Below are 22658 nucleotides of genomic sequence, written 5' to 3' on the forward strand. Positions count from 1 at the left end.
ATCAATGAAGATGTTAACCACACAAGGCTATGCCGTTTGCCGCCGTGCCGGCAGGGTGGCGCTGTCGTTGGCCTGGATTTTGACGGCCGAAAATGCGATCGCAGCGGACGATGTGCCCGCGATGGAGCAAGGCATTCAAATCGGCGACCTGGCGCCCGGGCGCGCAATGGTGTGGAGCCGCACCGACCGCCCGGCGCGGATGATGGTTGAATATGCGTTCAATGATCAATTCAACGACGCGCGCACGATCAGAGGGCCTTATGCCTTTGCAGAAACCGATTTTACCGCCCGGCAGGATTTGGTCGGTCTTCCCGAGGGTGTAGATGTTTTCTTGAAAGTCTGGTTTGAAGATTTGACCAATGCGCGACACCCAAGCCAGCCGGTGACGGGGCATTTTCATACGATCGGCAAGCAGGACAATATCCGTTTCATTTGGGGCGGCGATACGGCGGGGCAGGGCTGGGGCATCAATGAGGCCTTTGGCGGCATGAAGATTTATGAAGCGATGCGCCAGGTCGAGCCGCAGTTTTTCATTCAAAGCGGCGATAACGTGTATTCGGACGGCCCGATACCGGAAAGCAAAGTCGCTGAAAACGATCAGGTATGGACCAATCTGGTGACTCCGGAAGTCAGCAAAGTCGCCGAAACGCTGGATGAGTTTCGCGGCCGTTACAAATATAACCTGCTCGATGAAAACCTGCGCCGGTTCAATGCCGAGGTGCCGCAGGTCTGGCAGTGGGACGATCACGAGATAGTGAACAACTGGTCCGACTCGAAGGATTTGAGCGGTGATGCGCGTTATGCGGTCAAGGATGTGCCGCTGTTAGTCGCGCGTGCGACCCAAGCGTTTCACGAATATGCGCCACTGCGCCCGCAGGGTGCGGAGGAGTCCGAGCGTGTGTACCGGAAGCTTTCCTACGGCAAGCTGCTCGATGTGTTTGTGATCGACATGCGCAGCTACCGCGGGCCCAATACGGGTAATCTGCAAAGCCAGGAGAGCGCCGAAACCGCTTTCCTGGGCGAAACCCAGCTTGCTTGGCTCGAAAAGGAATTGAAAAATTCGCGGGCGGCATGGAAAGTGATTTCGGCCGATATGCCGATTGGCCTGAACATCGGCGACGGCGTCGACGCGCAAGGCAACCCGCGCTGGGAGGCCGTCGCGAACGGCAATAATGGCCCGGCCGCCGGCCGCGAGCTCGAAATTGCGCGTTTGTTGAGCTTCATCAAACATAAGGGCCTTCGCAATATCGTCTGGTTGACGGCCGATGTCCACTATGCGGCGGCGCATTATTACGATCCTGACAAGGCCTCAACAAAAGATTTTGCTCCATTCTGGGAGTTTGTTGCGGGCCCTTTGAATGCGGGCTCCTTCGGTCCCAATACGACCGACAATACCTTCGGTCCTCAGGTCGTCTTTGCTAAGGCGCCGCCTGCCGGCCAAGCCAATCTTTCGCCTTATGCCGGCTTGCAGTTCTTTGGCGAGGTCAATATCGACAAAAAGAGCAAGGCGTTGACGGTTGACCTGAAAGACCTGAACGGCGATGTCGTCTTCAGCAAAACCCTGCTCAGGAACCGCTAATTGATAGAAAGTGGCCGGCCAAGCTCGGCCACTTTTAGGCCAACGATGACGCTATCGTTGGCACTTCAGGGCAATCGCGCTGTCTCGTTTTTGACAGGTAAAGGGGCATACAATTACCGATTTGCCGAGGAGAAAGAGGCATGGCTGCGCGGATTTCTGGAGTTGCCGAACGGCATCCCATCCCACGACACCTTAAGCGACGTATTGGGCTGGATCGATCCAAAAGCCTTCCAGGACGCTTTTTGCTGTGGGTGCAAGCGGCGTTGCCGAGCCTGCTGGGCCGTCGGGCGAACAAATCTGCCTGGACGGCAAGATGCTACGCGGCAGCCGCGTCGGCGATAAAACGGTGCATTTGCCGAGCGCCTATGCGGCTAAAGCGCGCTGGGTGTTGGCGCAACAAGCCGTTATCGATCAGAGCTCATCTTTGGAAAATGAATCTTGTTGAGAATCCCGAAATAAAAGCTCTCCAAACATGAGCGAGAGCCTGTGGATAAATTTTTTGCCCTGTGCAGGCGTTTGTCTTGAGGCGAATTTAGTGGTTTTCCCTGGTGCAGATGATGCGAGATTTTTGAATTCGACTGGTCATGCTTTTAGGTCTTTCCCATACACGTTCGCAATCGTGCGGATAAACCATGCAGGGCGAATAAAAATGATGAAGGCAGCAATGATTGGCGTAGTCGGGATTGGTGCAATATCAATAATGAACAACCCTAGCAAACTCAGAAAACACTTAAGTCTTGTTTGTCTGGTTTGCTTTTCGGAATCGGTTCCAAGTCTTTCTTGGAAATGAGGAGGGTGCGGGTTGTCATACAAATCCTGAGCAAAGGTAATGAACCATTGTGGACGCGCAATGACGATGTACATTCCTATCAGGCAACCCGGCGATACTGGCCCAAAACCGATGATGGCAAAGACAGAGAAAACCAAAAGGCATTTAATTTGCGCTGTATTCATCGTTCAAAGCTCAAATGATTGGTGGCGAGGGTACGCTCTATGAAGCTTATTGTCCGGAGAGGTCACTTTAAAGCATTGGCATTTGTTGTGATTTGTTATCTTGAAATGCCCCGCCAGTGTCCCAAAAATATTTTAGGCAATAAAAAAGGACTCGGCTAAAAACCTAAGTCCTTGAATTTGTTGGTGCCTCGGGCCGGAGTCGAACCGGCACGGTGTTTCCACCGAGGGATTTTAAGTCCCTTGCGTCTACCAATTTCGCCACCGAGGCATCGGTGCGCTGATAAGCAGCGTATTATATAGCAATCGCAAAAATAAACTAGGGCCGGGCGGGATTTTTTCCGGGCATCGTTTGCCTCTGTAACATCGTGTTGAGGTCCCGATTTTTGTTGGGATGGCGGCTAACGGGCCATCTGAAGTGGTGCGCAAGGCGCGCCCACTTCACGCGTCGAGGCTACGGAGACTGCGATGTGCGTTGCCGATCCTCGGGTTTGGGCATCATGTTCGGATCATGGACCTGCATCATTCCGATCCGTTTTTTCAAGAATCCATTGCCATAGCAAAAAGCCATGCCTATCACATTTTCGCGTCGATCGATTGCGTTGTTGCTTTTGACGCTGGCAGCCAACATCGCTCAGGGCGCTGACACGATCCGCATCGGCGATTTTTCATCCGGATCGCTACAGGATTGGGAAACGCAAGCGTTCAAGGGACAGACGCGCTATCGCCTGGTCCAACAGGACGGCGCCAAAGTGTTGCAGGCCGACAGCGCGGCGAGTGCGTCGGGTCTGTTCAGGAAACAGCGCATCGATCTGACTAAAACGCCGTTTTTGAACTGGCGCTGGCGGATCGAAAACCGGCTCGGCCAGCTGAACGAGCAGTCGAAGCCTGGGGATGATTATGCGGCACGGGTGTATGTGGTAATCGACGGCGGACTGGCGTTCTGGCGCAAGAAGGCGCTCAATTATGTCTGGGCAAGCACCTCGCCGAAGGGTAAAATCTGGCCGAATGCGTATGCGGGCGAGAATGTGATGATGATCGCGCTGCGCTCGTCCGGTGACGACACGGCGGTCTGGTATCACGAAAAACGCAACATTCTCGATGACCTCCGCCAGCAATTCGGCGAAGCCATCGATCATATCGACGCGGTCGCGATCATGACCGATACCGACAATGCCGGAGGCCGGGCGACCGCCTATTACGGCGACATTTTTTTTAGCGCGAAGTAAACCATGCACGCCACCTTACCGCTCCTCGATCAGACCGACTTTCCGCAGATTTTCCGGGACGAACTGGCGGTGTTGCAGGTCAATCTCGGTTATTTGTGCAACCTGAGCTGCACGCACTGCCATGTGAACGCGGGACCGAAAAGAAACGAACTGATGGACAAGGACACGGTCGATCTGGTGCTGGCGTTTATCGAAAAGGAAGCCATCAAAATACTCGATCTGACCGGCGGCGCGCCGGAGATGAATCCCCATTTCCGCGAACTGGTGGCGGAAGCTAGGCGGTTGGGCGTGAAGGTGATCGACCGCTGCAATCTGACGATTCTGGAAGAGCCCGGCTACGAGGATCTGGCCGGTTTTCTCGCGGGCCAGCAGGTTGAAATCACCGCCTCCTTGCCGTGTTACCTCGAAGACAATGTCGACCGGCAGCGCGGCAAGGGCACGTTTCGGCAGAGCATCTTGGCGCTGCAAGCCTTGAACCGACTCGGTTACGGACAGGAAGGCGGCGATCTGCGCCTGAATCTGGTCTTCAATCCGCAGGGTGCGGCCCTGCCGCCCGCACAAGAGCCGCTCGAAGTAGCCTACAAGGCCCATCTTCTGGAACATTACGGCGTCACCTTCAATCGGCTCTACGCTATGGCCAATCTGCCGATCCAGCGCTTCGGCAGCATGCTGGTCAGCAAGGGCATGTTCAATCAGTACCTGCAATTGCTGAAAGACAACCACTGCGTAGAGAATCTCCGGCATGTGATGTGCCTGAATACATTGAGCATCGACTGGCAGGGTTATGTGTATGACTGCGATTTCAACCAGATGCTGCAATTGCCGCTGGGCGCTTCTGCCGGCCAGCAAAAAATTCATTTGCAGCAATTGTTCGGCAAGGCCCTGACCGGCGCGCCGATCAGCGTGCGCCAGCATTGTTACGGCTGCACGGCCGGGCAGGGCAGCAGTTGCGGTGGTGCGTTAATCTGATAATAGCGATAGGAAGTGCTGTTAGGGAAGTCAGGAAATGGGCGCGATGACGATCAGCCATGGCGCCGTTCTCCTGGGAGTAGAGTCGCTAAGGTTTTCTTTCCTTCAGCAAATCGCGGATTTCGGTCAGCAACAGCTCTTCCTTGGTTGGTTCGGGAGCCGGGGCAGGGGCTTCGACTTCTTTCTTCTTCAAGTTGTTGATCAGTTTGATCACCAGAAAAATCGCAAAGGCGATGATCGTAAAATCGACGACGGCTTGCAGGAAGCTGCCGTATTTCAACATCACCGCCGGCGCATCGCCGGATGCCTCCTTGATTGTGATCGCGAGGTCGGTAAAGTCGACGCCGCCGACCAGGACGCCGATCGGCGGCATGATCACATCGGCGACCAATGACGACACGATCTTGCCGAAGGCCGCGCCGATGATGATGCCGACCGACATGTCCACAGCGTTGCCCTTGATCGCAAATTCTTTGAATTCTTGTAATACACTCATGTGGCTCTCCTGTTCAGCGAAGCGTGATTTACTGCGTCATCTGAGACGCCTCGTGAGGCTAAAAATTCAACTCGGCCGGGGCAATTCTAATATAATTCGCCGTTATGAATCATGAACATTTCATGCGGCGAGCGATCGAATTGGCCAGGGAGGCGCCGCGGTATCCTTTTGGCGCGGTGATCATTCAGCGCGAGAACGGTCAGTGCGTCGGGGAGGGCTTTAACCGCTCGGATCTGAATCCGACTTTTCACGGCGAAATGGTCGCGATCAATGACTGTGCACGGCGGCATCGTCCGGAAGACTGGAGCGGATTCGATCTTTATACCACGGCGGAACCCTGTGTGATGTGTCAGGGGGCGATCGAATGGGCGGGTATCGGCCGGGTTTTTTATGGCGCCTCGATACCCTATTTACAACAACTCGGTTGGTGGCAGATCGATTTGCGCGCGGCCGACATCAGCGCAAGAGCCGCATTTCGCCAAACCCTGATCCTAGGCGGTGTTCTCGAAACCGAATGCAATGCCTTATTCGCGGCGGCACAAAAAGGGCGTTTTGATGACGGTTCCAATTAGCGCGACGCTGTCATCAAGCTGTCATTAATTCAGGACTACAATCCGAGCTTTTATTTTTCTTTCCTATCATGACCAAACTCTCTATTCTCGTGGTTGAAGATGAAGACTCGATTCGCGCGATGCTGCTTTTAGTGCTCGAGCAAGCCGGTTTTATCGCGCATGCGGCGAGCGACGCCAAGGAAGCGCAAGCGATTCTCGATCAGACGCATATAGACATGATTCTGCTGGACTGGATGCTGCCCGGCATCAGCGGCGCGGAATGGGCGCGGCGTTTGCGTAAAGAAAGCGCCTATCAGGACTTGCCGATCATTTTATTGACTGCGCGAGGTGAAGAGGAAGACAAGGTGCGCGGTTTCGATGTCGGCGTCGACGATTACATCACCAAGCCGTTTTCGCCGAAGGAACTGGTCGCGAGGATTCGCGCGGTGCTGCGCCGAAGCGGTAAGTTGCTTGGCGGCGGGCAGATCGTGCTCGGCGACATGGCGCTCGACGCGGAACAGCACCGGCTGAGCATCGGCGAGCGTCAACTTGAAGTCAGTCCGACCGAATTCCGCCTGATGCAGTTTTTCATGACCCATCCGGACAAGGTCTATACGCGCACGCAGTTGCTCGATCAGGTCTGGGGGCGCAGTGTATATATCGAAGAGCGCACGGTCGATGTGCATATTCGTAGGCTCAGAAAGATTCTCTCCGAGTATGGCCGCGAGGAGCTTCTGCAAACGGTGCGCGGCTTCGGTTATCGTTTTTCGCTGCTGCAATAGAACGTAGAATTTATGGGAGTTTGGAAAAGGGAAATTACAATTGTATTGCTATCGCTATTCGCGATAGTCATTGTCGGCTTTCTGACAGGCGCTCTGCTGCCTTTACTGATGGCGGCGACCTTGATTTTTCTGTTTCGGCAGCTGCAGCAAATCAGCCGTTTCGAACGCTGGATCAGCCGAGGGGGGAAAGTCGATTATCCGAAAACCAAAGGGATTTGGGAAGATATCTACTACCATGTTTACCGGCTCAGAAAGGCCGAAAAACGCCGTAAAAAGAAGCTCCGGAAACTGCTCGAACAGTTTCGCGATTTCACCGGGGCCTTGCCCGATGCCGCGGTCATTTTGGGCGAGGACGATGTGATCGAATGGGCAAACAAGGCGGCGCTGAAGGTATTGGGCTTGCAGCCGGCGGACAAGGGGCAGCGCATTCCGAATCTGATTCGCTACCCTGAATTCATCCGCTATCTCAAATTGCAGGATTATCAGGAGGCGATCATGTTGCCTTCGCCGGTGAACAATCAGATCACCTTGGAGGTCAGGATCGTCAATTACGGTTCAGGTCTCAGGCTGTTGTTGGCGCAGGATGTCACGCAAGTGAAGAAGATGGAAAGGATGCGCAAGGATTTTGTCGCGAATGTTTCGCACGAACTTCGAACGCCGTTGACGGTGCTGAAAGGCTATCTCGAGACCTTGCAGGATATGGATGACGGCGGTTCCGCCTTATTGACCGGCTCGCTGGAACAAATGCGCGGACAGACCGAGCGCATGCAGCATCTGGTCGATGACTTGTTGATGCTGACCCGGCTCGAGACGCAGCAAAGGCGTACGGTTTGCGTCGATGTGCCAGCATTGCTGAAGCAAATTTGCAATGAGCGCGGCGTGGTCGAAAACTTGGCCGGGCGCATCGAATTGTCTCTCGCATCGGATGCCAATATTCATGGCGACGAGCAGGAACTCCGCAGCGCGTTTACCAATCTCGTCGGCAACGCGCTGAAATATTCGCCCGCCGATTCGGTCGTGAAGGTGCGCTGGTTCGAGGACGGCGGCACGGTCGTGCTCGAGGTCCAGGACCGCGGGGTCGGCATCGCGCCGGAGGACATCCCGCGCGTCACCGAGCGCTTTTACCGCGCCGAATCCAATCACGCCCGGAAAACGCCCGGCACCGGCCTGGGCCTTGCGATCGTGAAGCATGTGTTGATGCGGCATGACGCCCGCCTGCATATCATCAGCGAGCTCGGGAAGGGGAGCTGTTTCAGTTGTCATTTCCCGTTGCATCGCCTGTGCGATTGATCGGTAAGTTGCTTGATTTCGCTTATAATGAGTTGCCGGCTCATCCCTGCCTTGAACGAAAAATTCGCAGGGGCAAGGTAACGGCGTTCAATAATAACAACTTTATAAAGTAACGGCCGCGGCGAAAGGTCGCTGTTAACGACGAGGAGCGCTAATGAACCCACTGGTAAAACAAGTTTTAAATTATTTTCTGATCGGCGTATTGGCCGTAATCCCGATCGTGATTACGCTGCAGATCATGATTTTTGTCAAAGACCGCGTGTCCGATCTGATCGGCACCGTTTATGCCGTCTCGGACAATTATTTTTATACGGTGATGGTGTTCGGCGTCAGTACCGCGATCCTGGTCTGGATCGGCCATAAAATCGTCAAGGACGGGCGCTACTGGGTGATCGCGACCTTCGATCGTATTATCGATAAAATTCCATTACTGAATACCATTTACCGGGTCCTCAAAAAAGTCAGCAATATGATTTCCGGCCACGACAAGACGGTCGCGAAAGAGGTCGTTTATGTCGAATATCCGAAGGAAGGCGTTTGGATGGCGGCCTATGTGACCAACCGCTTCGACGATAAATATGTGTTGTTCATACCGACCTCGCCGAATCCGACTTCCGGCTTTACCGCGATCGTGGACAAGTCGAAAGTCATCAAATCGGCGATGAATATCGAGGAAGCGAGCAGCCTGATCATCAGCGTCGGCGTCGACTTCAACAAGGTCGCCGAAATCGGCACCTTGCCGAAAATATAACGGCGCAGGTTGAGCATCCCGATGAGCAAGCCCAAAATCCTCGCCTTTTCCGGCAGCGCCCGGAAAAACTCCTTCAACCAGCGCTTGGTCAAAATCGCGGCGCAAGGCGCGGAACAGGCCGGCGCGGAAGTCACGGTGATCAACCTGGCCGATTTTCCGATGCCGATCTTCAATCAGGACGACGAGGCCGAGCACGGCATTCCCGAGGCCGCGCGCGCCTTCAAGCAATTGTTGATCGCGCATGACGGCTTTCTGATCGCCTCGCCCGAATACAACAGCGCCTTCAGCCCATTGCTCAAAAACGCGATCGACTGGGCGTCGCGGCGCGAAGGCGATGAAGCGCCGCTCTTGGCTTATCGCGGCAAGGTCGCGGCGATCATGGCCGCATCGCCGGGCGCTTTGGGAGGGCTCAGGGGGCTGGTTTTTTTAAGATTGCTGCTCAGCAACATCGGGGTGACGGTGTTGCCCGAGCAGCAGGCGATCGTGCAAGCCGACAAAGCGCTGCATCCTGACGGCTACCTGAACGATGCGCAGATGCAGGCAACCGTGCTCAATTTGGGGGCGAGGTTGGTCGACGTAGCGCGGAAATTGCAGGGTTAACCGCACGCGGCTCAAAAACTCAGCGTCGCCGCGGCTTCTTTGGCGATCGTTTGATGAATGGCCCGGGTGGGGTGGATGCCGTCCCAAAACAGATAGGTATCCGGTTTCTTGCAGGTGTACGGCGGAATTTTAGGGGTCACGCAGGCGTGTTCGGCATCGATGATGCCGTAGGAGGCCGGGTGAGCCAGGATGTCGTTGAGCAGGTCAAAGAGATTCAAGATGCGGGCATCAACGCCGGCGGGAATCATCGTGTTGGCGACCGCATTGGCTAAAGCGCCATTAAATTGCGCCGATATGTAAGTTGCCAAGGCGGATAGGCCCGGAAATTTGGCGTCGAGTGCGGTGACTGCCGGTGTTTTCCCGATGTCCGGAACATTGACCAGCAGAATTTGCCGCGCGTTGTGATGCGTATGCAGATATTCCACCGTCGCCGAAATGTTCCCTACGATGCGCTCAATTGCAGGCCTTATTAACTGCATATCGAATAAGGCCAACAGCATCACATCGCGCACATCGTTGCCCCCGATTTCCAAGACAAATAAGGACTGTTCGGTCGTTTGCAGCCCGCCTTTGTCGAACGCGTCGATCTGATCCGGCAGATTGAACCGGCATGGGAAGTCTTCGCTGCGTGCGCCGCCGACCGCATAATTACTGGCGACATGCTGGCCCGGCTTCAACGCCGGACGGGTATCACCTGGCATTTTGAGGGCGCGCGCGAGGTATTCAACCCAAGTTTCGCCGTTGGTAAAATGATGGCCGCCTTTGGCATAGGGCGCTTCCGGGATGGTCAGTTCATCCAGTTGATCATAGGGGGGGACGCTTAATGATCGGGTTCCGCATGGCTTCTGGGTTTCAGGATCGACCAACGACGTGAGCAGGAAAAAGCCGTTGCCGGGATCGGTCAAACTGGCGCCGAAAGTCACGATTCTGTCGTAAGGCGTTTGTGCCGCGGCCAGGGCTGGAGCCGTCAGCGCGAGCCACAAGCCGGCCTGTGCCAGTTTCTTTCCGAATAATGTGCCTGAGTTCATCGTATTGTCTCTTATTTTAATGGGTATCCGCCTGTCCATGCCGTTGTAGCGGAAGCTGGACTGTGATTAAACGGGCCGATCTCCGGGCAGACGCGGAAATGAGCGGCGTTCTAGCTGTCATCATGCTGATTTAAGCTTAGCTAAACAATTGGTAGTTTTACTAATTGACGAACTTTTTTGTAATTATTTTGTCATGCAGGCGCATTGCAGGCCTTAAAATAAGGTAACAGCGAGGCTCCGCCTCCCCAGGATATTACGAATTTTACCAGAATCGATACTCATGCCGCCTTTCGACCCCGCCTACGGTTATACCCTGGACCAATTACTGAGCATCACGCCGCCGCTGCCGCCGGATGATTTTGTTCCCTTCTGGCAGGCGCGCTATCAGCGGGCGCTGGCATTGGACCCGCGCCAGCGCCTCACGCACTGCGCTTGGTCGCATCCCGATTTCGAGTGTTACGATCTGAGCTACCGGTCCACCGATGCGTTCGAGATAGGGGGCTGGGCGCTGATTCCGAAGCGTGCGCCGGTGACGCGCGGTGTGATCGTCGGGCACGGTTATGGCGGACGCGACGGTCCCGATTTTCATCTGCCGATTCCGGATGCGGTGTTTTTGTTCCCCTGTTTTCGCGGTCTGTCCCGCAGCCGGCGCTGGCCGATTTCGGATAATCCGGCCTATCACGTCTTGCACGACATCGATAAGAAAGACCGTTACATCCTGGGCGGTTGCGTGGAAGACCTCTGGCTCGCGGTGTCCGCCTTGCTGGCCCTATTTCCCGGCGTGGCCGGCCATGTCGGCTATCTCGGCATCAGCTTTGGCGGCGGCGTCGGGGCCTTGGCGCTGCCCTGGGACAAGCGCATTCAGCGCGCCCATCTGAATGTGCCGAGTTTCGGCGATCACCCGCTGCGCCTGAAACTGCCGACCTGGGGCAGCGCGGCGTCGCTGCAAAACTACCAGCGCGAGCACGGTCATCTTCTCGACACATTACGCTATTATGATGCCGCCATCGCGGCGCGCTACATCGAGGCGCCCGTGCATGTGGCGGCGGCGCTGGCCGATCCGGTGGTGGCGCCGCCTGGCCAGTTCAGCATTTATAACGCGCTGCCCCGGGAAAAACACCTGTTCGTCCTCGACCAGGGACATGCGGACTATCCCCGCAAGGCGGAGCAGGATAAGGCATTAATTACGGCGTTGCGGGAGTTTTTCGGCGGATTATGAAGCGCGAATATCACTGTTGGCATAGTCCCGATCTGGGGCGCGACATGGAGCTGTTGGTGTTCGGCCATGGCGGGGCGAAAGTCCTGATGTTTCCGACCCGCGACGGGCGTTTTTATGAGTACGAAGATATCGGCATCGTCAGGACGCTGGAACACAAAATCGACGCCGGCCATCTGCAATTGGTTTGCGTGGACAGCATCGTCAACGAGAGTTTTTATTGCAACTGGTGCCATCCGTCCGGGCGCATTCAGCGCCACATCCAGTACGAGAACTACATCCTGAACGATGTCTTGCCGTTCATGGCGAGGCAGAATCCACACCCCTGCACGATCGCCTACGGTTGCAGCCTGGGGGCGTATAAAGCCGCCACCATCGCCTTCCGCCATCCCGATCGATTTCAAAAATTGTGCGCATTTTCCGGCCGATACGATTTGACGTTGTCGGTCGAGCACTTTCACAACCTGTTCGACGGCTACTACGACGACAATATCTATTTCCACACCCCGACGCATTTCCTGCCCCAGCTCGATTGCGAATCGCACCTCAAGCAATTGCGGCAGATGGACATGGTGTTCGTGATCGGCAAGGAAGACCCGTTTCTCGAAAACAACCGCCATCTCAGTCAGATATGTTGGTCCAAAGGCGTGCCGCATGCGTTGCACGAATGGGACGGGCGCGCGCATCGAGGCAGATATTGGCGGCAGATGACAAGGCTCTATGTGTGATGCGGAAGTCAAATGCATGGGTTATCTCAATTGCATCGGTAACATTCGGCCCCATGCGTTGTCCCAGATGAAAAAAGGGCGGCGTTTAAACGGCGCTGGTTTTGACTGACCCATCGTGGAGATTCCGAACATGAAAACCCCCATCGCTGCGCCGATTTTCCCCCGCTTTCCGAGCATCAAAAACGCGGTCAGAGGGTTCGTGTTTTTGTTCATGCTGAGCGGCTGCCAAACCGTCTCGACGCCGGAGCAAGTCACCGAGGCATTCTGGGAAGCGATGGCGGATGGCGATCTCGAAACCGCCAGAAGCTATGCGCTCAGGGATAGCCAGCATCTGGTGGGTCGCCAGCAAAATCTCGAAGATGCGACGCTGGAAACCGGCAAGGTCTTGGTCGAAGGCGGCAATGCGCGGGTTGCCACCGTGCTGACGCTGCAAAAATCCGAAAACAATAGGGTCCTGACTTTCGATACCGCGCTGTCGAAGGAAAACGATCGCTGGAAGGTGGATTATCAGCAAACGCTGAACAACCTGTTAAACCAGCCTTTCGGCGAAATCTTTAAAAGCCTCAGCAAAATTGGCGAAGCGATCAACAAGGAACTCGAACAGCAGATTCCGCTGTTTGAAAGGCAGCTCAAGTCTTTCAGTGAAGAATTGCTGCGCCAGATGGAAGAATTCCGCCGACAATTGGAAAAGTCGATCCCGCCCGAAAAACAGCCGCCGCATTCGGGCACGATTTGACGGGGGAATTGATCGGGAATCGGGATCAGGCCGGCACAATCTGCCGAAGCGTTTACCTTTCCGCCCGGCGACATTGACATTCAAACTAATTCGCCATACGCTAACGAAAATTATCGTTCTATCGAAAGCGTTGGACTATTCCATGCTGAATTTGGCGGAGAAAACCCAATGAGTGAAAAAGAAACCGGTGATCCTATGCAAGAACAATCCGGTCCTTCCTTATTGCCGGAAGCAACAAACGAGCCTACAGGTGAGATGGCAAGCGAGGATATAGAGAAAATCCGGCGCGCGAGGGACACTGTCGGGCGCATGCTGCGCTATGCGGTCGCCAATCCCACGATTACCGTTCCTGATGAATTGATCGCCAATGGCGTCGATATTTTGCGCATGAAGTCAGACACCTGTCAGCACAGCGATGAAGTTAAGTTGTGGCAAACTTATTCGCAACTTGCGAAACTGATTCATCCGGCCTCCGACATCAGCATTCAAATTGTCGACGGCATCAAGGACACTGTGATGGCGCCGCAAGCGAAACACGATGGTTCGGCGGGCTCCAAGCTGTTGTACTGGTTCGGTTTGAATTCCGGCATGAACAAGCTCGTTTCTCGGTGCTATAAGGATTTAACGCAGATTACTCTGTATCTGCTGGTGTTCGTCAGCCTTTATGTGGTCGTGCAATGTTACAGCGTACTGGTGGCCGACACCCTGGCGAGTTCTTCAAGGTTGATCGTCGGCATCGAAAGCCAGCAGTCCGCCGAGCGTTTGGTCAACGACAAGACTCCGGCTGAGCAGAAAGCGCAAGTGGAGAGCGCTTCCTATATGCTGGGGACGCAGTTGAACGCCGCCTCGCAAGCGCTGGTCGATTTAACCAAACCGCTTAAAAATATCCCGTTTTTCAGGCTCAGTGATTCGACCGTCGATGCATTGAACGGTTGCGCCCAAAATAAAGATTTTCACATTACCATCAAGGAAAGCCGCAATTTTCTGTTCGGTTGTCTGGCGCTGGAGCGCGAATACGCGCTCTCGGCGCATACGGTGATGTCGCGCTATGTGCTGCCGCTATTGCTCGGCTTCATCGGCGCCACCGCTTATGTGACACGCCATACGCTGTACCGCTTATCCTCGAACAGCTATGTGCCTTCCCCGCGCGGCATGTTGACCATGCGTCTGTGTTTGGGCGGTTTGCTGGGGTCTATTAGCGGTATTTTTATCACCTCCGACGCCAAAGAAGCGGAAGGCTTCAATATCAGCCTGACATTGACCGCACTGGTGATGGGCTATAGCGTCGAAGTCGCTTTTTCGCTTTTCGACAGCGCGATCGAGCGTATCAAGGCATGGACTCGGGGACTGCGCCAAAGCGAAGCGCAGGGAGCCGAAGCCGTTGAGTCGCCAAAACAATGAGGCTTTTACGGCTTCCATAACCCGAGTTTCAGTCCTGAACCGTCGACGGCGTTTTATTCTGTCAAGCGGAGTAGCCAAGCCGGGTGCCTTTGGCCGATTGCATGCCACCACGGCTGTTTACAGGTCTGAGGCGCTTGCAGCCGGCAGCAAAAAAATCAGTTAAACCGGTAAAAATCACTTTTTGCATTTCGTTAACCGGAGACGTAATTGCCTTATTTCTTTTAAGGCAATATTAAGCAACAGAAGGTATGCTTAAGCAAGGATTAAAAAATATGAGTGCAATTTTCCTTCTTTGGCCGAACACGGCAGTTCGCTACGCTTAAACACATCAAGTGTTGTGAATAAAATCACAATACACGCCAGACTCAATTACCCTTTCGCTGAATCTTTCAGCCGCCATTCCTTCAAATCGGAATTGGTCATTTTGGAGAAAAAACGATGCGATCGACAAATCAAACGGCTTATGCGGCTGTCCCTTTTGTGATCTTCGGTATTATCTTACTCACCGCCTTTTTCTTAAAGTACTTCGAGCCCATGCTCCCCGAGGTTCTGCGCAATTGGGCCGACCACATTTCCATCGCACTGATCGTTGCCGTGGTCATAGGACTGACTTACGAGTACACCTCGCATCTATTTCGGGAAGAAATTCTGAAAAACCTTCTGCATGAGAGTCAGGATCAGGTTTATGAAGCGCTGAAAGCCTACAATGTGCTCACGCCGGATGAGGTTTTCCGTTTATTAAAGGAAATCGCCAGCCAGATCAATCAGACGCCGACGCTGTTTTATCCTGCGCGGCCGGAAAGCAACGAATATACGTTTACCGAAAGCATGGATTTTTTCGACACGCTGGTCAAAATGCGGCCCAAAGAAATCGTCAAAATACTCAGCACCTGGATAGAACCCAAGAGCCATAAGAATCTGAAGTACCTGGCCAGCGATTTTATCGGGAAATATCAGCTGACTGAAATCGCCGAGGAGCTTCGCCGTCAGGCGGAGCCGATTTTACACTTGGGCCAGTTGACCGAGGAGGACAGGGGATGGGTCTTAAACTACATCTGGGCCTATTCCCGTTGCGAGAAGCCCATGTACAAATTTTTGGGGGATGTGATGCGCACCACGTCAGACCCTGCCGTTGAAAAGTGGATCCTTTTCCTGCCGTTACAAATGCCGTCCCTTGAGTATGCGAACATGATCAACGACTATCTGGAACGGGACGCGCCAATTGATGAGGATAACTTGCTGTTGGTGATTCAATCGATTGCCTATTTGCATCGCGCGCAAGTGCTCGATGGCGTGGCGCTGCTGAAGAAATTTCCGAAGCGTTTTGGGCCTCACCATCAGGAAAGCGTTGAACGTATTTGGCGAAACTACACGCTCGCACCTGATGAGTTGAAAGGCATTTTTTTGCAGCCATGATTTCTTGCGTTCTATAAAAACACCATTTTCAGCCTGGTTGAAAAAACAGGATCAGGCCGGGAGGGCAGCCGCTTTATCGTTTGCCTTCCGTGAGTGGAATGAAAGGTGGCAAAAAAGCCGACGAGGTCAGGCCGCAGGATCGAGATGAACAAAAAAATTGATTTGCCGATCCGGCGGCGCGGCTAGCGCCAGTTATAGGCGATGCCCACATTACCCGCAAATTCACCCCCCGTATGCGGCGCCGGCATGTTTACGCCCAAATAGGTTTGCCAGTTTGCGGCAGGGTAATAAAAAAGATTGACGATATTGCCTGAAATGTTGGATGTGCCCGAGAAATAATCGGCCTGCAAATGCAGCACTTTGGGAAGCATGCGAAGTTCAAAACCGGCCATCGCTCCATAAGGCTGGTGAATCGTCGCCAGCGCATCATTCACATAGAAAGCGCCCAGATGAAAATTCAGCCGTTCGCCCGGAATAAACTGATTGTCGAGAAAGCTAAAATGATGCCATCTGTGCGTAGGGGCATGGGTCAGCACCCTGCCGTTTTGTGACCCTACCGCCAGCGACCAGGTGTCGTTGATAGTGAATGTCTTGGACAGTGTCAAGTAGCCGTCATTTTGAAAGGTTTGGGCGCCGTCGCCCGCGACCGGAACATTGAGAAGCTGCATACCGAAGACCCAGCCGTCACGCGTGGCATAATCGATCACGATATTGGCATAGGTCGCGCCACGATAGATATTGAACTCCTGAGTCAACGTCAGGCCGCCCGACTCCTCGGTGGCCGGATTGACTTTGATTCGTTTGGGGGCTTTTTCGTGCACCTTTCCCTTCGGAAAGGTTACAAGCGGCCAGCCAACCCACAGCAGACTCAGCAGATAAATGATCAGCCTTGCGCTTTTCATTATGAGCGGCCTCATCTGCTTGAGGCGATCAATCGGGAGTGGCGTTCAGATAACTTAACAACTGGCCGGATGCTCTCAGCGCATCCAGTTCCGCCTCCGTTTCGGCTTGTATCAGATCGACTTCGGTCAAGCGCATTTCGGTCCGGGACCGGTAGGAATCCAGCAGTTCCAGAATGGTTCCCTTGCCGAAACGGTAAGCCGACTCGCCCATCGATTTAAGGCTGTTCAGCTTGGACAGCACATCTTTTTCGAATTTGACTCGGGTTTCCTGTCTGCGCACGAGCAGGTTGACCGCGCGGTCAATGGCCACGCGGGTGCGGGACGTCGCGAAGTCATGTTCCAGCATGGCCGCATGTTTCGCGGCTTCGGCCTTTGCCATCCCGCCTTGGTTGCGGTCGAATATCGGCACTTCGACCGAAACGCCGCCGAACGTCGTGTTACTGTAGGGACTGTCGGTATAAACCGTGCCCACCTGAACAGAAACGGCCGGCCAGCGTTCGCGGCGCGCTTTTTCCAAACCGGCATCGGCGGCGGATTCGCTGCGCTGCGCCGCGACAATGTCGGGATTCGAGACTTGCGCTTCCGCCAGCAGTTTTTGCGCATCGGCCGGCACCCCTAAAACCGCCAATTTGCCTACCGCTGCCGGCTTCCAGTCAGGCATGCCTAAGAGCACGCCCAAATCACCCACGGTTTCGGCCAGATCGTTGCGCGCGGTTTCGAGCTTTGTCTCTATGCCGCTGGCTTCGACACCGATACGCAGTTCATCGAAAGAGCTGGCATTACCCGCATCCTTGCGGCCGGTCACGATCGCCGCCAAATGTTGCATGTCGCGCGCGGTTTCTTCAAAAATGGCGACGCGTTCCTGTTCTGCCAAAAGTTTTACGAATAACCGCCGCGTTTCATGAACCAACGCCGCATATTCGGCCTCGACATCCGCTTCGGCTGCGGTGACGCCCTTTTCCGCGGCTTCGATACGGGCGCCGCGTTGGCCCGCAATCAACAGCGGTACTTCCAAGGTGACCTGTTCCTGAGCATTGCCATCGAACATGTGATTCGCGCCACCCCCAACAAAATCATATCGGCCGTAACTGATGGTCGGATTAGGCAGAACGCCGGCGGCGACCACTTCGGCCCTGGCCGTTTCGATGCGTTGCAGCATCACCGCAAAGCGAGGACTTTTTTCGCGCACGATTTTGAGCAAGTCGCCGATCGTGACCGAGACCGGCACGGTTTCGGTAGAGGCCAACACCGGCTCGGCAAGCAGATTTAGCAGCAACAAACCCAATGCCGCCCAAGGTGCAGGCGAGTGCCGACGTCGTGTGGAGGGGGCTAACAATCTCATAGTGCGTCCTGAATTTCGTCGGCTTCCTCGGGAGTAATCAGCCGCTTCGGAGTGATATAGGAATAAATGACCGGCAACACGAACATCGCCACGAAAAAGGTGGTCAACATCCCGCCGACGATCACGATCGCGAAAGGTTGCTGGGTCTCGCTGCCGATGCCGGTCGATACGGCCATCGGCAACAGGCCCAGCAGCGCCAGCAATGAAGCCATCAACACTGGACGCAAGCGATCGGTCGCGCCGTTCAATATCGCATCGCGTAAGTCTTGGCCGTTGCGCCGGTTTTGTTCGGTGGCGCTCAACACCAGCAGCCCCATCAGCGAGACCTGGCCCAACAGCGCGATAAAGCCTATCGTCGCGCTGACCGACAAGGCGATGCCGGACATCAGCAGCACGAAAACGCCCCCGGTCATCGCAAAAGGCACGGCCAACAGAATGGCGATGGCGCTGCGGGCCGATTGCAGCGCGCTATACAGCAAACCGAGCACGATCAGCACCGCGATCGGAATGATCACCGCAAGCCGCCCCATCGCGCGTTGCTGGTTCTCGAATTCGCCGCCCCAAACCAAAAAATGGCCTTCGGGAACTTTGACTTTTGCCTCTATTAGCGCCATCGCGTCGTGAACCACGGTGCCGAGGTCGCGTCCTTCGACATTGAATTTGAGCGCCAGAAAGCGGCGGTTGGCTTCGCGTTCGATAGAAGTCCGGCCGCGTTCGATATGTAAGTCGGCGACATCCCGCACCGGAATACGTGCGCCGGCCGGCGTCGGCAGCATCAGATTGCCTATCTGTTCCATATTCGCGCGCTCGCCGGCCGGAAGAATCACGCGGACCGGCACCGGCCGTTCCCCTTGCCAGACATCGGTCACCACCTTGCCGGCGAGACTGGTCTCGATCGCATCCTGAGCCGCATCGATGGTGATGCCCTGGCGAGCCAGACCGGGCCGGTCGAGACGGATTTGCAGTTGCGGCACTTGGGATTCCCGGTACAGATCCAGATCGATCACGCCGGGCTCGTTCTTCAGCACCGCTTTGGCCGCTTCCAAGGTCGCGCGCATCTTTTCCAGGTCGTCACCATATATTTTCAAGACCACCTTGCCGCGCACGCCGCTGACCGCCTCTTCCACGTTGTCCTTGATCGGCTGGGAAAAATTGAAGCGGACGCCCGGAATCGAGGTCAGCGATTCCCGCATCGCATCGACCAGGCGATCCTTGTGCCAGCCTTTCGGCCATTCGTCGCGGGGTTTCAGATGGACGAAGGTTTCGCTCATATTGACCCCTTCGTTGTCGGTGCCGTCCTCGGAGCGTCCCTGCTGGCTCAGAATGCCCTTCACCTCGGGGAATGCCAGCAGCTTTTGCCGCATGTCGAGCAGGATCTCTTGCCCCTTGCCGAGCGCGATGCTGGCCGGCATTTCGACAAAAACGTGAACGTCGCCTTCGTCAAGTTCCGGCAGGAATTCGGTTCCCAGTTGTCCCGACGCCACCGCGCCGCTGACCAATAAAACCGCGGCGGCAACCAATGTCATCGGGCGCCGGTCTATCGCTTTGGCCAACAATTGGCGATAGCCGTTTCTGATGCGCACCAAAAACCGCGGTTCCTCGATCATCGCATGTTTCGGATGAATCAGGGCGGCGCAAAGGGCCGGCACCAAGGTCAAGGCAAAAATCAGCCCGCCGACCAAGGCAAAACTGTAGGTGAGCGCCAAGGGCCGGAAAATGCGGCCTTCAACCCGCTCCAGAGTGAATACCGGAATCAATGCCGCGATAATGATCAGCATCGCGAAAAATGTCGGTTTTGCAACATCAACCGCCGCCTCGACGATCAATTTGACCATGTCGCGATGGGTACGGGGCCGCTGGTGCGTCGCCTGATGGATCACGTGTTCCACCAGGACCACCGCGCCATCGAGAATGATGCCGAAATCGATCGCCCCCATCGAGATCAAATTGGCCGGCAGCCCTAGCTGATAGAGCCCGGCGAAGGCCACCAACAGCGACAAGGGAATCACCACGGCGACGATCAGGGAGCCGCGCACACTGCGTAAAAACAGCCAGACGACGCCGACGACCAGCAGGAAGCCGTGCAGCAGATTGTCGTAAACCGTATGCAGGGTATTGTGAACCAGCTCCGTTCTATCCAGGAAAGGTTGAATCTTCATGCCTTGCGGCAAGATCCGTTGATTCAGTTCCTCTACTTTTTTATGCACGGCCTCCAAGACCAGCGAAGGGTTTTCGCCGCGGCGCAGCAGCACGATGCCTTCGACCGCTTCTTTCTGATCGTTCAATCCCACCGTGCCTTGCCGCGGCGTATAAGACTGCACCAGCCTTGCGACATCGCCGACGGTGACCGGCGTGCCGCCTGCGCTTTTCAGCACGATGTTGCGAATTTCATCCGGCTTGCTGAGGAAGCCCACGCCGCGCACCACGATCTGTTGATCGCCGTGGCGCAGATAACCGGCCCCGACATTGCGGTTGGATTGGGTGATGGCCTGATTGACGTCTTCCAGCGTCAAATCGAAAGATTCCAAACGGACCGGATCGATTTCGACATAAAACTCCTTGTAAAATCCGCCGAACGTGAGCACGTCGGCGACGCCAGGAACCTGCTTCAAGACCCGGGAAACGTTCCATTCCATTTCCGAACGCAGGTCATAAAGCGAATGGCGATCGCTGACCACCATGAATTTGTAGATTTCTCCGAGCGGCGTGTAATCGGGCGCCAGCACCGGCGTCACCCCGTCCGGCAGTTCCGCGCCGGAAATCCGCTGCGAAATCACCGTGCGCGAATGGAAGCTGTCCGCGTCGTCGTCGAAAGTAATCGTGATCAACGACAGGCCGAATAAGCTTTGACTGCGCATTTGCAGCATTTGCGGGGTGCCGTTCAGTACGCGCTCCAGTGGAACGGTGACTTGCCGTTCGACCTCTTCCGGTGCGTAGCCGGGCATCAGCGAAATCACGGTGACCTGAGTATTGGTTACGTCGGGATAGGCTTCAATCGGCGTTTGTAGATACGCATGCACGCCAAACAAGGCGATTACCACGGTGACCGCAATGGCCGCCATCCGCCGGTGGACGCAAAGTTCTATCAATAACTTCAGCATACGGCGTCCTTAAAGCAGCATCGCGGCTTCGCCGTCGATCAACAGGGCTCCGCCCACGACGACGCGCTCGCCGCCCGACAAGCCTTTCAAAATCGGTATCAAGCCTTCCCGCGCTTGACCGACCTGTACGACTCTCGGTTCGTAAACGCCGGCCGATTTCTCGACATAGACGAGGGTCGTTTTACCATCACGAATCAAGATCGCTGAAGCCGGTAAAAAAATATGGCCGGGGCCGGAGGTTTCGATCGAGGCGCGCGCATACATGCCGGGCCGCAGAGCGATTTTGGCATCGTCAGGCGCGATGAAGACGGCGGCGCGTCTGAGATCGCTTTGGATGGCGGCGCTTTCCGCGACGACATGGCCGTGTATCGGATCGGGCGATGACGCCAGTTCAATAACGGCTTTGGCGCCTTTTTCGACCAGCGCCAAATCCCGTTCGAAGACGTCAGCCACGATCCAGGCGGCGGAAGGCTCGCCGAGATCGAACAACGGCGTGTCGCTGCCGACGGCGGCTCCGACCGAAACGTACGCCTTTAAAACCATGCTGTCAAAAGGCGCTCTAATAGTCACTTCGTCGGCGGCGCCGCTGCCGAGCAAATGCAGAAAATCCCGGCTTCGGTCAAGATCGGTGCGGGCCTGCTTCAATTGCGTTTCCGCTTCGACCCTTTCAATCTCGAGCCCCACCCCCGAACGCTGCATTTCCAGCTGGCGCCGGTAGCGGTCTTCGGCTCTGCCCAGCTCGGCTTCCGCGCGTGCATAGTCCGAACGCATCTGCGTGGCTTGTACGCTCGATAAGGTTGCCAACGGGGCGCCAGCCTTGATTCGATCGCCGACTTGAACATAAATCTTGGTGATCCGTCCTTCCACCACGGTTCCGGTCGTCGAGATCGCCTTGGCCCGAAAGTCCACGCGGGCGGGGGCCGAGATGACGCCACCCAGGGATTCGGCTTTGACTTCCTGCACCTTGATATAAGGCAGCGACTCGGGGCGAAGCGTGATTGCTTTGTTTGCGGAGGAATCTGGGGATTGTTGCTGGGGTTTGCCGGGCAAAGTCTTCGCGGTAGATGGCGATTTAAGCGCGGAAGAGGCGGCATCGGGTTCGGATTCGCCTCCACTGCATGCCGTGACAAGGAGAAGTATAAAAAAACAGGGAAAACTCGTCAGCTTCTTGAAATAAGCGTCCCGAGAAAAATGAGTTTTCATATCCAAATCGAACCGATCCATTGAGTGGTAACAAACCGATTTTTTTAAAAAACCGGGTACGGATGAGTCATGTTACAAAATTACAAAGATAACATTGGGACGTGACGGAAGTGCTTAATCGGTGCCGAATCCTATCATTAAGGAAAGCACGGGCGGTTGAAATCAACCGTTTAACCGGTTGATTTCGTCTGTCGAGTAAGTTTCTTGGCAGGACAATACCTTGATATGCTTTGAATTTATTCTAACTCTCGATACCTTCAAGCAATAAACGTTCCATGCCGCCATCGAGCAGCATCGCCAGTTTTAATGGACCGCGGCAAGCCTGCCGTCCTGAGAAAAGAACGCGTTTGGGCTTTCTTTACGGGTTCTTATAAACTTGAAAGTTAG

General features: G+C 55.1%; 23 protein-coding genes and 1 tRNA gene. 15 read left to right on the plus strand and 9 right to left on the minus strand.

Annotation, left to right across the window (positions count from 1 at the left end; genetic code table 11):
- Window positions 1-4: 4 nt before the first annotated feature.
- The 3 genes from ACEPPP_RS13110 to ACEPPP_RS13120 are packed head-to-tail and all read left to right on the plus strand — an operon-like array spanning window position 5 to window position 2024.
- The gene (locus ACEPPP_RS13110) at window positions 5-1579 is read left to right on the plus strand and encodes an alkaline phosphatase (RefSeq protein ID WP_374087373.1); all 1575 of its coding nucleotides are present in this window, start codon (window positions 5-7) and stop codon (window positions 1577-1579) included.
- Between the two features lie 45 nt (window positions 1580-1624).
- A complete protein-coding gene (locus ACEPPP_RS13115; RefSeq protein ID WP_374087375.1) occupies window positions 1625-1921 on the plus strand; it encodes a transposase family protein in 297 nt (98 codons plus the stop codon).
- Window positions 1827-2024, plus strand: a complete 198-nt coding sequence (locus ACEPPP_RS13120) for a hypothetical protein (protein ID WP_374090961.1) — start codon at window positions 1827-1829, stop codon at window positions 2022-2024. Before ACEPPP_RS13115 ends, ACEPPP_RS13120 begins: the two co-directional genes overlap by 95 nt.
- A 137-nt stretch (window positions 2025-2161) precedes the next feature.
- Here ACEPPP_RS13120 and ACEPPP_RS13125 read toward each other — a convergent pair whose 3' ends face one another.
- Together ACEPPP_RS13125 and ACEPPP_RS13130 are read right to left on the minus strand one after the other, a co-directional pair.
- On the minus strand, window positions 2162-2533 hold the full coding sequence (locus ACEPPP_RS13125; RefSeq protein WP_374087377.1) for a hypothetical protein: 372 nt from the start codon (window positions 2531-2533) through the stop codon (window positions 2162-2164).
- 181 nt (window positions 2534-2714) lie between these two features.
- Window positions 2715-2801, minus strand: a tRNA-Leu gene (locus ACEPPP_RS13130).
- 298 nt (window positions 2802-3099) lie between these two features.
- Here ACEPPP_RS13130 and ACEPPP_RS13135 point away from each other — a divergent pair.
- Together ACEPPP_RS13135 and arsS are read left to right on the plus strand one after the other, a co-directional pair.
- A complete protein-coding gene (locus ACEPPP_RS13135) occupies window positions 3100-3759 on the plus strand; it encodes a DUF3047 domain-containing protein (RefSeq protein ID WP_374087379.1) in 660 nt (219 codons plus the stop codon).
- Between the two features lie 3 nt (window positions 3760-3762).
- The gene (gene arsS, locus ACEPPP_RS13140) at window positions 3763-4728 is read left to right on the plus strand and encodes an arsenosugar biosynthesis radical SAM (seleno)protein ArsS (RefSeq protein ID WP_374087381.1); all 966 of its coding nucleotides are present in this window, start codon (window positions 3763-3765) and stop codon (window positions 4726-4728) included.
- An 88-nt stretch (window positions 4729-4816) separates the two neighbouring features.
- Here the strand turns inward: arsS and mscL are convergent, their stop codons facing one another.
- Window positions 4817-5224: a large-conductance mechanosensitive channel protein MscL gene (gene mscL / locus ACEPPP_RS13145; protein ID WP_374087383.1), complete on the minus strand. Its 408-nt coding sequence runs from the start codon at window positions 5222-5224 to the stop codon at window positions 4817-4819.
- Window positions 5225-5328: 104 nt separating this feature from the next.
- On the opposite strand from mscL, the gene ACEPPP_RS13150 reads away from it, so the two are divergent.
- From ACEPPP_RS13150 to ACEPPP_RS13170, 5 genes are all read left to right on the plus strand, one after another.
- On the plus strand, window positions 5329-5796 hold the full coding sequence (locus ACEPPP_RS13150; RefSeq protein ID WP_374087385.1) for a nucleoside deaminase: 468 nt from the start codon (window positions 5329-5331) through the stop codon (window positions 5794-5796).
- Window positions 5797-5864: 68 nt separating this feature from the next.
- Window positions 5865-6557, plus strand: a complete 693-nt coding sequence (gene phoB / locus ACEPPP_RS13155) for a phosphate regulon transcriptional regulator PhoB (RefSeq protein WP_374087387.1) — start codon at window positions 5865-5867, stop codon at window positions 6555-6557.
- Between the two features lie 12 nt (window positions 6558-6569).
- Window positions 6570-7847 (plus strand): phosphate regulon sensor histidine kinase PhoR, encoded by a 1278-nt coding sequence (phoR, locus tag ACEPPP_RS13160; RefSeq protein WP_374087394.1) that lies wholly within the window; start codon window positions 6570-6572, stop codon window positions 7845-7847.
- Between the two features lie 154 nt (window positions 7848-8001).
- Window positions 8002-8598, plus strand: coding sequence for a DUF502 domain-containing protein (locus ACEPPP_RS13165; RefSeq protein ID WP_374087396.1), 597 nt, complete (start codon window positions 8002-8004; stop codon window positions 8596-8598).
- A 21-nt stretch (window positions 8599-8619) separates the two neighbouring features.
- A complete protein-coding gene (locus tag ACEPPP_RS13170) occupies window positions 8620-9198 on the plus strand; it encodes an NADPH-dependent FMN reductase (protein ID WP_374087398.1) in 579 nt (192 codons plus the stop codon).
- Between the two features lie 11 nt (window positions 9199-9209).
- Here ACEPPP_RS13170 and ACEPPP_RS13175 read toward each other — a convergent pair whose 3' ends face one another.
- The gene (locus ACEPPP_RS13175) at window positions 9210-10226 is read right to left on the minus strand and encodes an SGNH/GDSL hydrolase family protein (RefSeq protein WP_374087400.1); all 1017 of its coding nucleotides are present in this window, start codon (window positions 10224-10226) and stop codon (window positions 9210-9212) included.
- Between the two features lie 280 nt (window positions 10227-10506).
- Between ACEPPP_RS13175 and ACEPPP_RS13180 the strand changes: the two genes are divergently transcribed.
- The 4 genes from ACEPPP_RS13180 to ACEPPP_RS13195 all read left to right on the plus strand — a co-directional run bounded on the left by ACEPPP_RS13180 (window position 10507) and on the right by ACEPPP_RS13195 (window position 14307).
- The gene (locus ACEPPP_RS13180; RefSeq protein WP_374087402.1) at window positions 10507-11445 is read left to right on the plus strand and encodes an acetylxylan esterase; all 939 of its coding nucleotides are present in this window, start codon (window positions 10507-10509) and stop codon (window positions 11443-11445) included.
- A complete protein-coding gene (locus tag ACEPPP_RS13185; protein WP_374087404.1) occupies window positions 11442-12170 on the plus strand; it encodes an esterase family protein in 729 nt (242 codons plus the stop codon). The genes ACEPPP_RS13180 and ACEPPP_RS13185 overlap by 4 nt, the downstream gene beginning before the upstream one ends.
- Window positions 12171-12300: 130 nt before the next feature.
- Window positions 12301-12906 carry a hypothetical protein gene (locus tag ACEPPP_RS13190; RefSeq protein WP_374087406.1) on the plus strand — a complete coding sequence of 202 codons (606 nt, stop codon included), beginning with the start codon at window positions 12301-12303 and terminating at the stop codon, window positions 12904-12906.
- Window positions 12907-13074: 168 nt separating this feature from the next.
- Window positions 13075-14307 carry a hypothetical protein gene (locus ACEPPP_RS13195; RefSeq protein ID WP_374087407.1) on the plus strand — a complete coding sequence of 411 codons (1233 nt, stop codon included), beginning with the start codon at window positions 13075-13077 and terminating at the stop codon, window positions 14305-14307.
- A 61-nt stretch (window positions 14308-14368) separates the two neighbouring features.
- On the opposite strand, the gene ACEPPP_RS13200 is transcribed toward ACEPPP_RS13195, so the two are convergent.
- Window positions 14369-14494: a hypothetical protein gene (locus tag ACEPPP_RS13200; protein ID WP_374087409.1), complete on the minus strand. Its 126-nt coding sequence runs from the start codon at window positions 14492-14494 to the stop codon at window positions 14369-14371.
- 251 nt (window positions 14495-14745) lie between these two features.
- On the opposite strand from ACEPPP_RS13200, the gene ACEPPP_RS13205 reads away from it, so the two are divergent.
- Window positions 14746-15723, plus strand: a complete 978-nt coding sequence (locus tag ACEPPP_RS13205; protein ID WP_374087410.1) for a hypothetical protein — start codon at window positions 14746-14748, stop codon at window positions 15721-15723.
- Window positions 15724-15905: 182 nt separating this feature from the next.
- Here ACEPPP_RS13205 and ACEPPP_RS13210 read toward each other — a convergent pair whose 3' ends face one another.
- From ACEPPP_RS13210 to ACEPPP_RS13225, 4 genes are read right to left on the minus strand one after another with little or no spacing between them, the layout of a single operon-like run.
- Window positions 15906-16625, minus strand: coding sequence for a hypothetical protein (locus ACEPPP_RS13210; RefSeq protein WP_374087411.1), 720 nt, complete (start codon window positions 16623-16625; stop codon window positions 15906-15908).
- A 28-nt stretch (window positions 16626-16653) separates the two neighbouring features.
- Window positions 16654-17967, minus strand: coding sequence for a TolC family protein (locus ACEPPP_RS13215; RefSeq protein WP_374087412.1), 1314 nt, complete (start codon window positions 17965-17967; stop codon window positions 16654-16656).
- Entirely contained in the window at window positions 17964-21068 is a 3105-nt protein-coding gene (locus ACEPPP_RS13220; protein WP_374087414.1) for an efflux RND transporter permease subunit, read from the minus strand. The genes ACEPPP_RS13215 and ACEPPP_RS13220 overlap by 4 nt, the downstream gene beginning before the upstream one ends.
- Before the next feature lie 9 nt (window positions 21069-21077).
- The gene (locus tag ACEPPP_RS13225; protein ID WP_374087415.1) at window positions 21078-22271 is read right to left on the minus strand and encodes an efflux RND transporter periplasmic adaptor subunit; all 1194 of its coding nucleotides are present in this window, start codon (window positions 22269-22271) and stop codon (window positions 21078-21080) included.
- Window positions 22272-22658 lie beyond the last annotated feature (387 nt).

The sequence above is a fragment of the Methylomicrobium lacus genome, assembly GCF_041897535.1.
Lineage (GTDB): Bacteria > Pseudomonadota > Gammaproteobacteria > Methylococcales > Methylomonadaceae > Methylomicrobium > Methylomicrobium lacus_A.

Coding starts and splice junctions, on each gene's coding strand:
- mscL (WP_374087383.1), bottom strand. CDS start 5,224: ATGAGTGTATTACAAGAATTCAAAGAATTTGCGATCAAGGGCAACGCT.
- ACEPPP_RS13125 (WP_374087377.1), bottom strand. CDS start 2,533: ATGAATACAGCGCAAATTAAATGCCTTTTGGTTTTCTCTGTCTTTGCC.
- ACEPPP_RS13215 (WP_374087412.1), bottom strand. CDS start 17,967: ATGAGATTGTTAGCCCCCTCCACACGACGTCGGCACTCGCCTGCACCT.
- phoR (WP_374087394.1), top strand. CDS start 6,570: ATGGGAGTTTGGAAAAGGGAAATTACAATTGTATTGCTATCGCTATTC.
- ACEPPP_RS13180 (WP_374087402.1), top strand. CDS start 10,507: ATGCCGCCTTTCGACCCCGCCTACGGTTATACCCTGGACCAATTACTG.
- ACEPPP_RS13225 (WP_374087415.1), bottom strand. CDS start 22,271: ATGAAAACTCATTTTTCTCGGGACGCTTATTTCAAGAAGCTGACGAGT.
- ACEPPP_RS13165 (WP_374087396.1), top strand. CDS start 8,002: ATGAACCCACTGGTAAAACAAGTTTTAAATTATTTTCTGATCGGCGTA.
- ACEPPP_RS13220 (WP_374087414.1), bottom strand. CDS start 21,068: ATGCTGAAGTTATTGATAGAACTTTGCGTCCACCGGCGGATGGCGGCC.
- ACEPPP_RS13210 (WP_374087411.1), bottom strand. CDS start 16,625: ATGAAAAGCGCAAGGCTGATCATTTATCTGCTGAGTCTGCTGTGGGTT.
- arsS (WP_374087381.1), top strand. CDS start 3,763: ATGCACGCCACCTTACCGCTCCTCGATCAGACCGACTTTCCGCAGATT.
- ACEPPP_RS13175 (WP_374087400.1), bottom strand. CDS start 10,226: ATGAACTCAGGCACATTATTCGGAAAGAAACTGGCACAGGCCGGCTTG.
- phoB (WP_374087387.1), top strand. CDS start 5,865: ATGACCAAACTCTCTATTCTCGTGGTTGAAGATGAAGACTCGATTCGC.
- ACEPPP_RS13110 (WP_374087373.1), top strand. CDS start 5: ATGAAGATGTTAACCACACAAGGCTATGCCGTTTGCCGCCGTGCCGGC.
- ACEPPP_RS13170 (WP_374087398.1), top strand. CDS start 8,620: ATGAGCAAGCCCAAAATCCTCGCCTTTTCCGGCAGCGCCCGGAAAAAC.
- ACEPPP_RS13195 (WP_374087407.1), top strand. CDS start 13,075: ATGAGTGAAAAAGAAACCGGTGATCCTATGCAAGAACAATCCGGTCCT.
- ACEPPP_RS13150 (WP_374087385.1), top strand. CDS start 5,329: ATGAATCATGAACATTTCATGCGGCGAGCGATCGAATTGGCCAGGGAG.
- ACEPPP_RS13135 (WP_374087379.1), top strand. CDS start 3,100: ATGCCTATCACATTTTCGCGTCGATCGATTGCGTTGTTGCTTTTGACG.
- ACEPPP_RS13190 (WP_374087406.1), top strand. CDS start 12,301: ATGAAAACCCCCATCGCTGCGCCGATTTTCCCCCGCTTTCCGAGCATC.
- ACEPPP_RS13115 (WP_374087375.1), top strand. CDS start 1,625: ATGACGCTATCGTTGGCACTTCAGGGCAATCGCGCTGTCTCGTTTTTG.
- ACEPPP_RS13200 (WP_374087409.1), bottom strand. CDS start 14,494: ATGCAAAAAGTGATTTTTACCGGTTTAACTGATTTTTTTGCTGCCGGC.
- ACEPPP_RS13205 (WP_374087410.1), top strand. CDS start 14,746: ATGCGATCGACAAATCAAACGGCTTATGCGGCTGTCCCTTTTGTGATC.
- ACEPPP_RS13185 (WP_374087404.1), top strand. CDS start 11,442: ATGAAGCGCGAATATCACTGTTGGCATAGTCCCGATCTGGGGCGCGAC.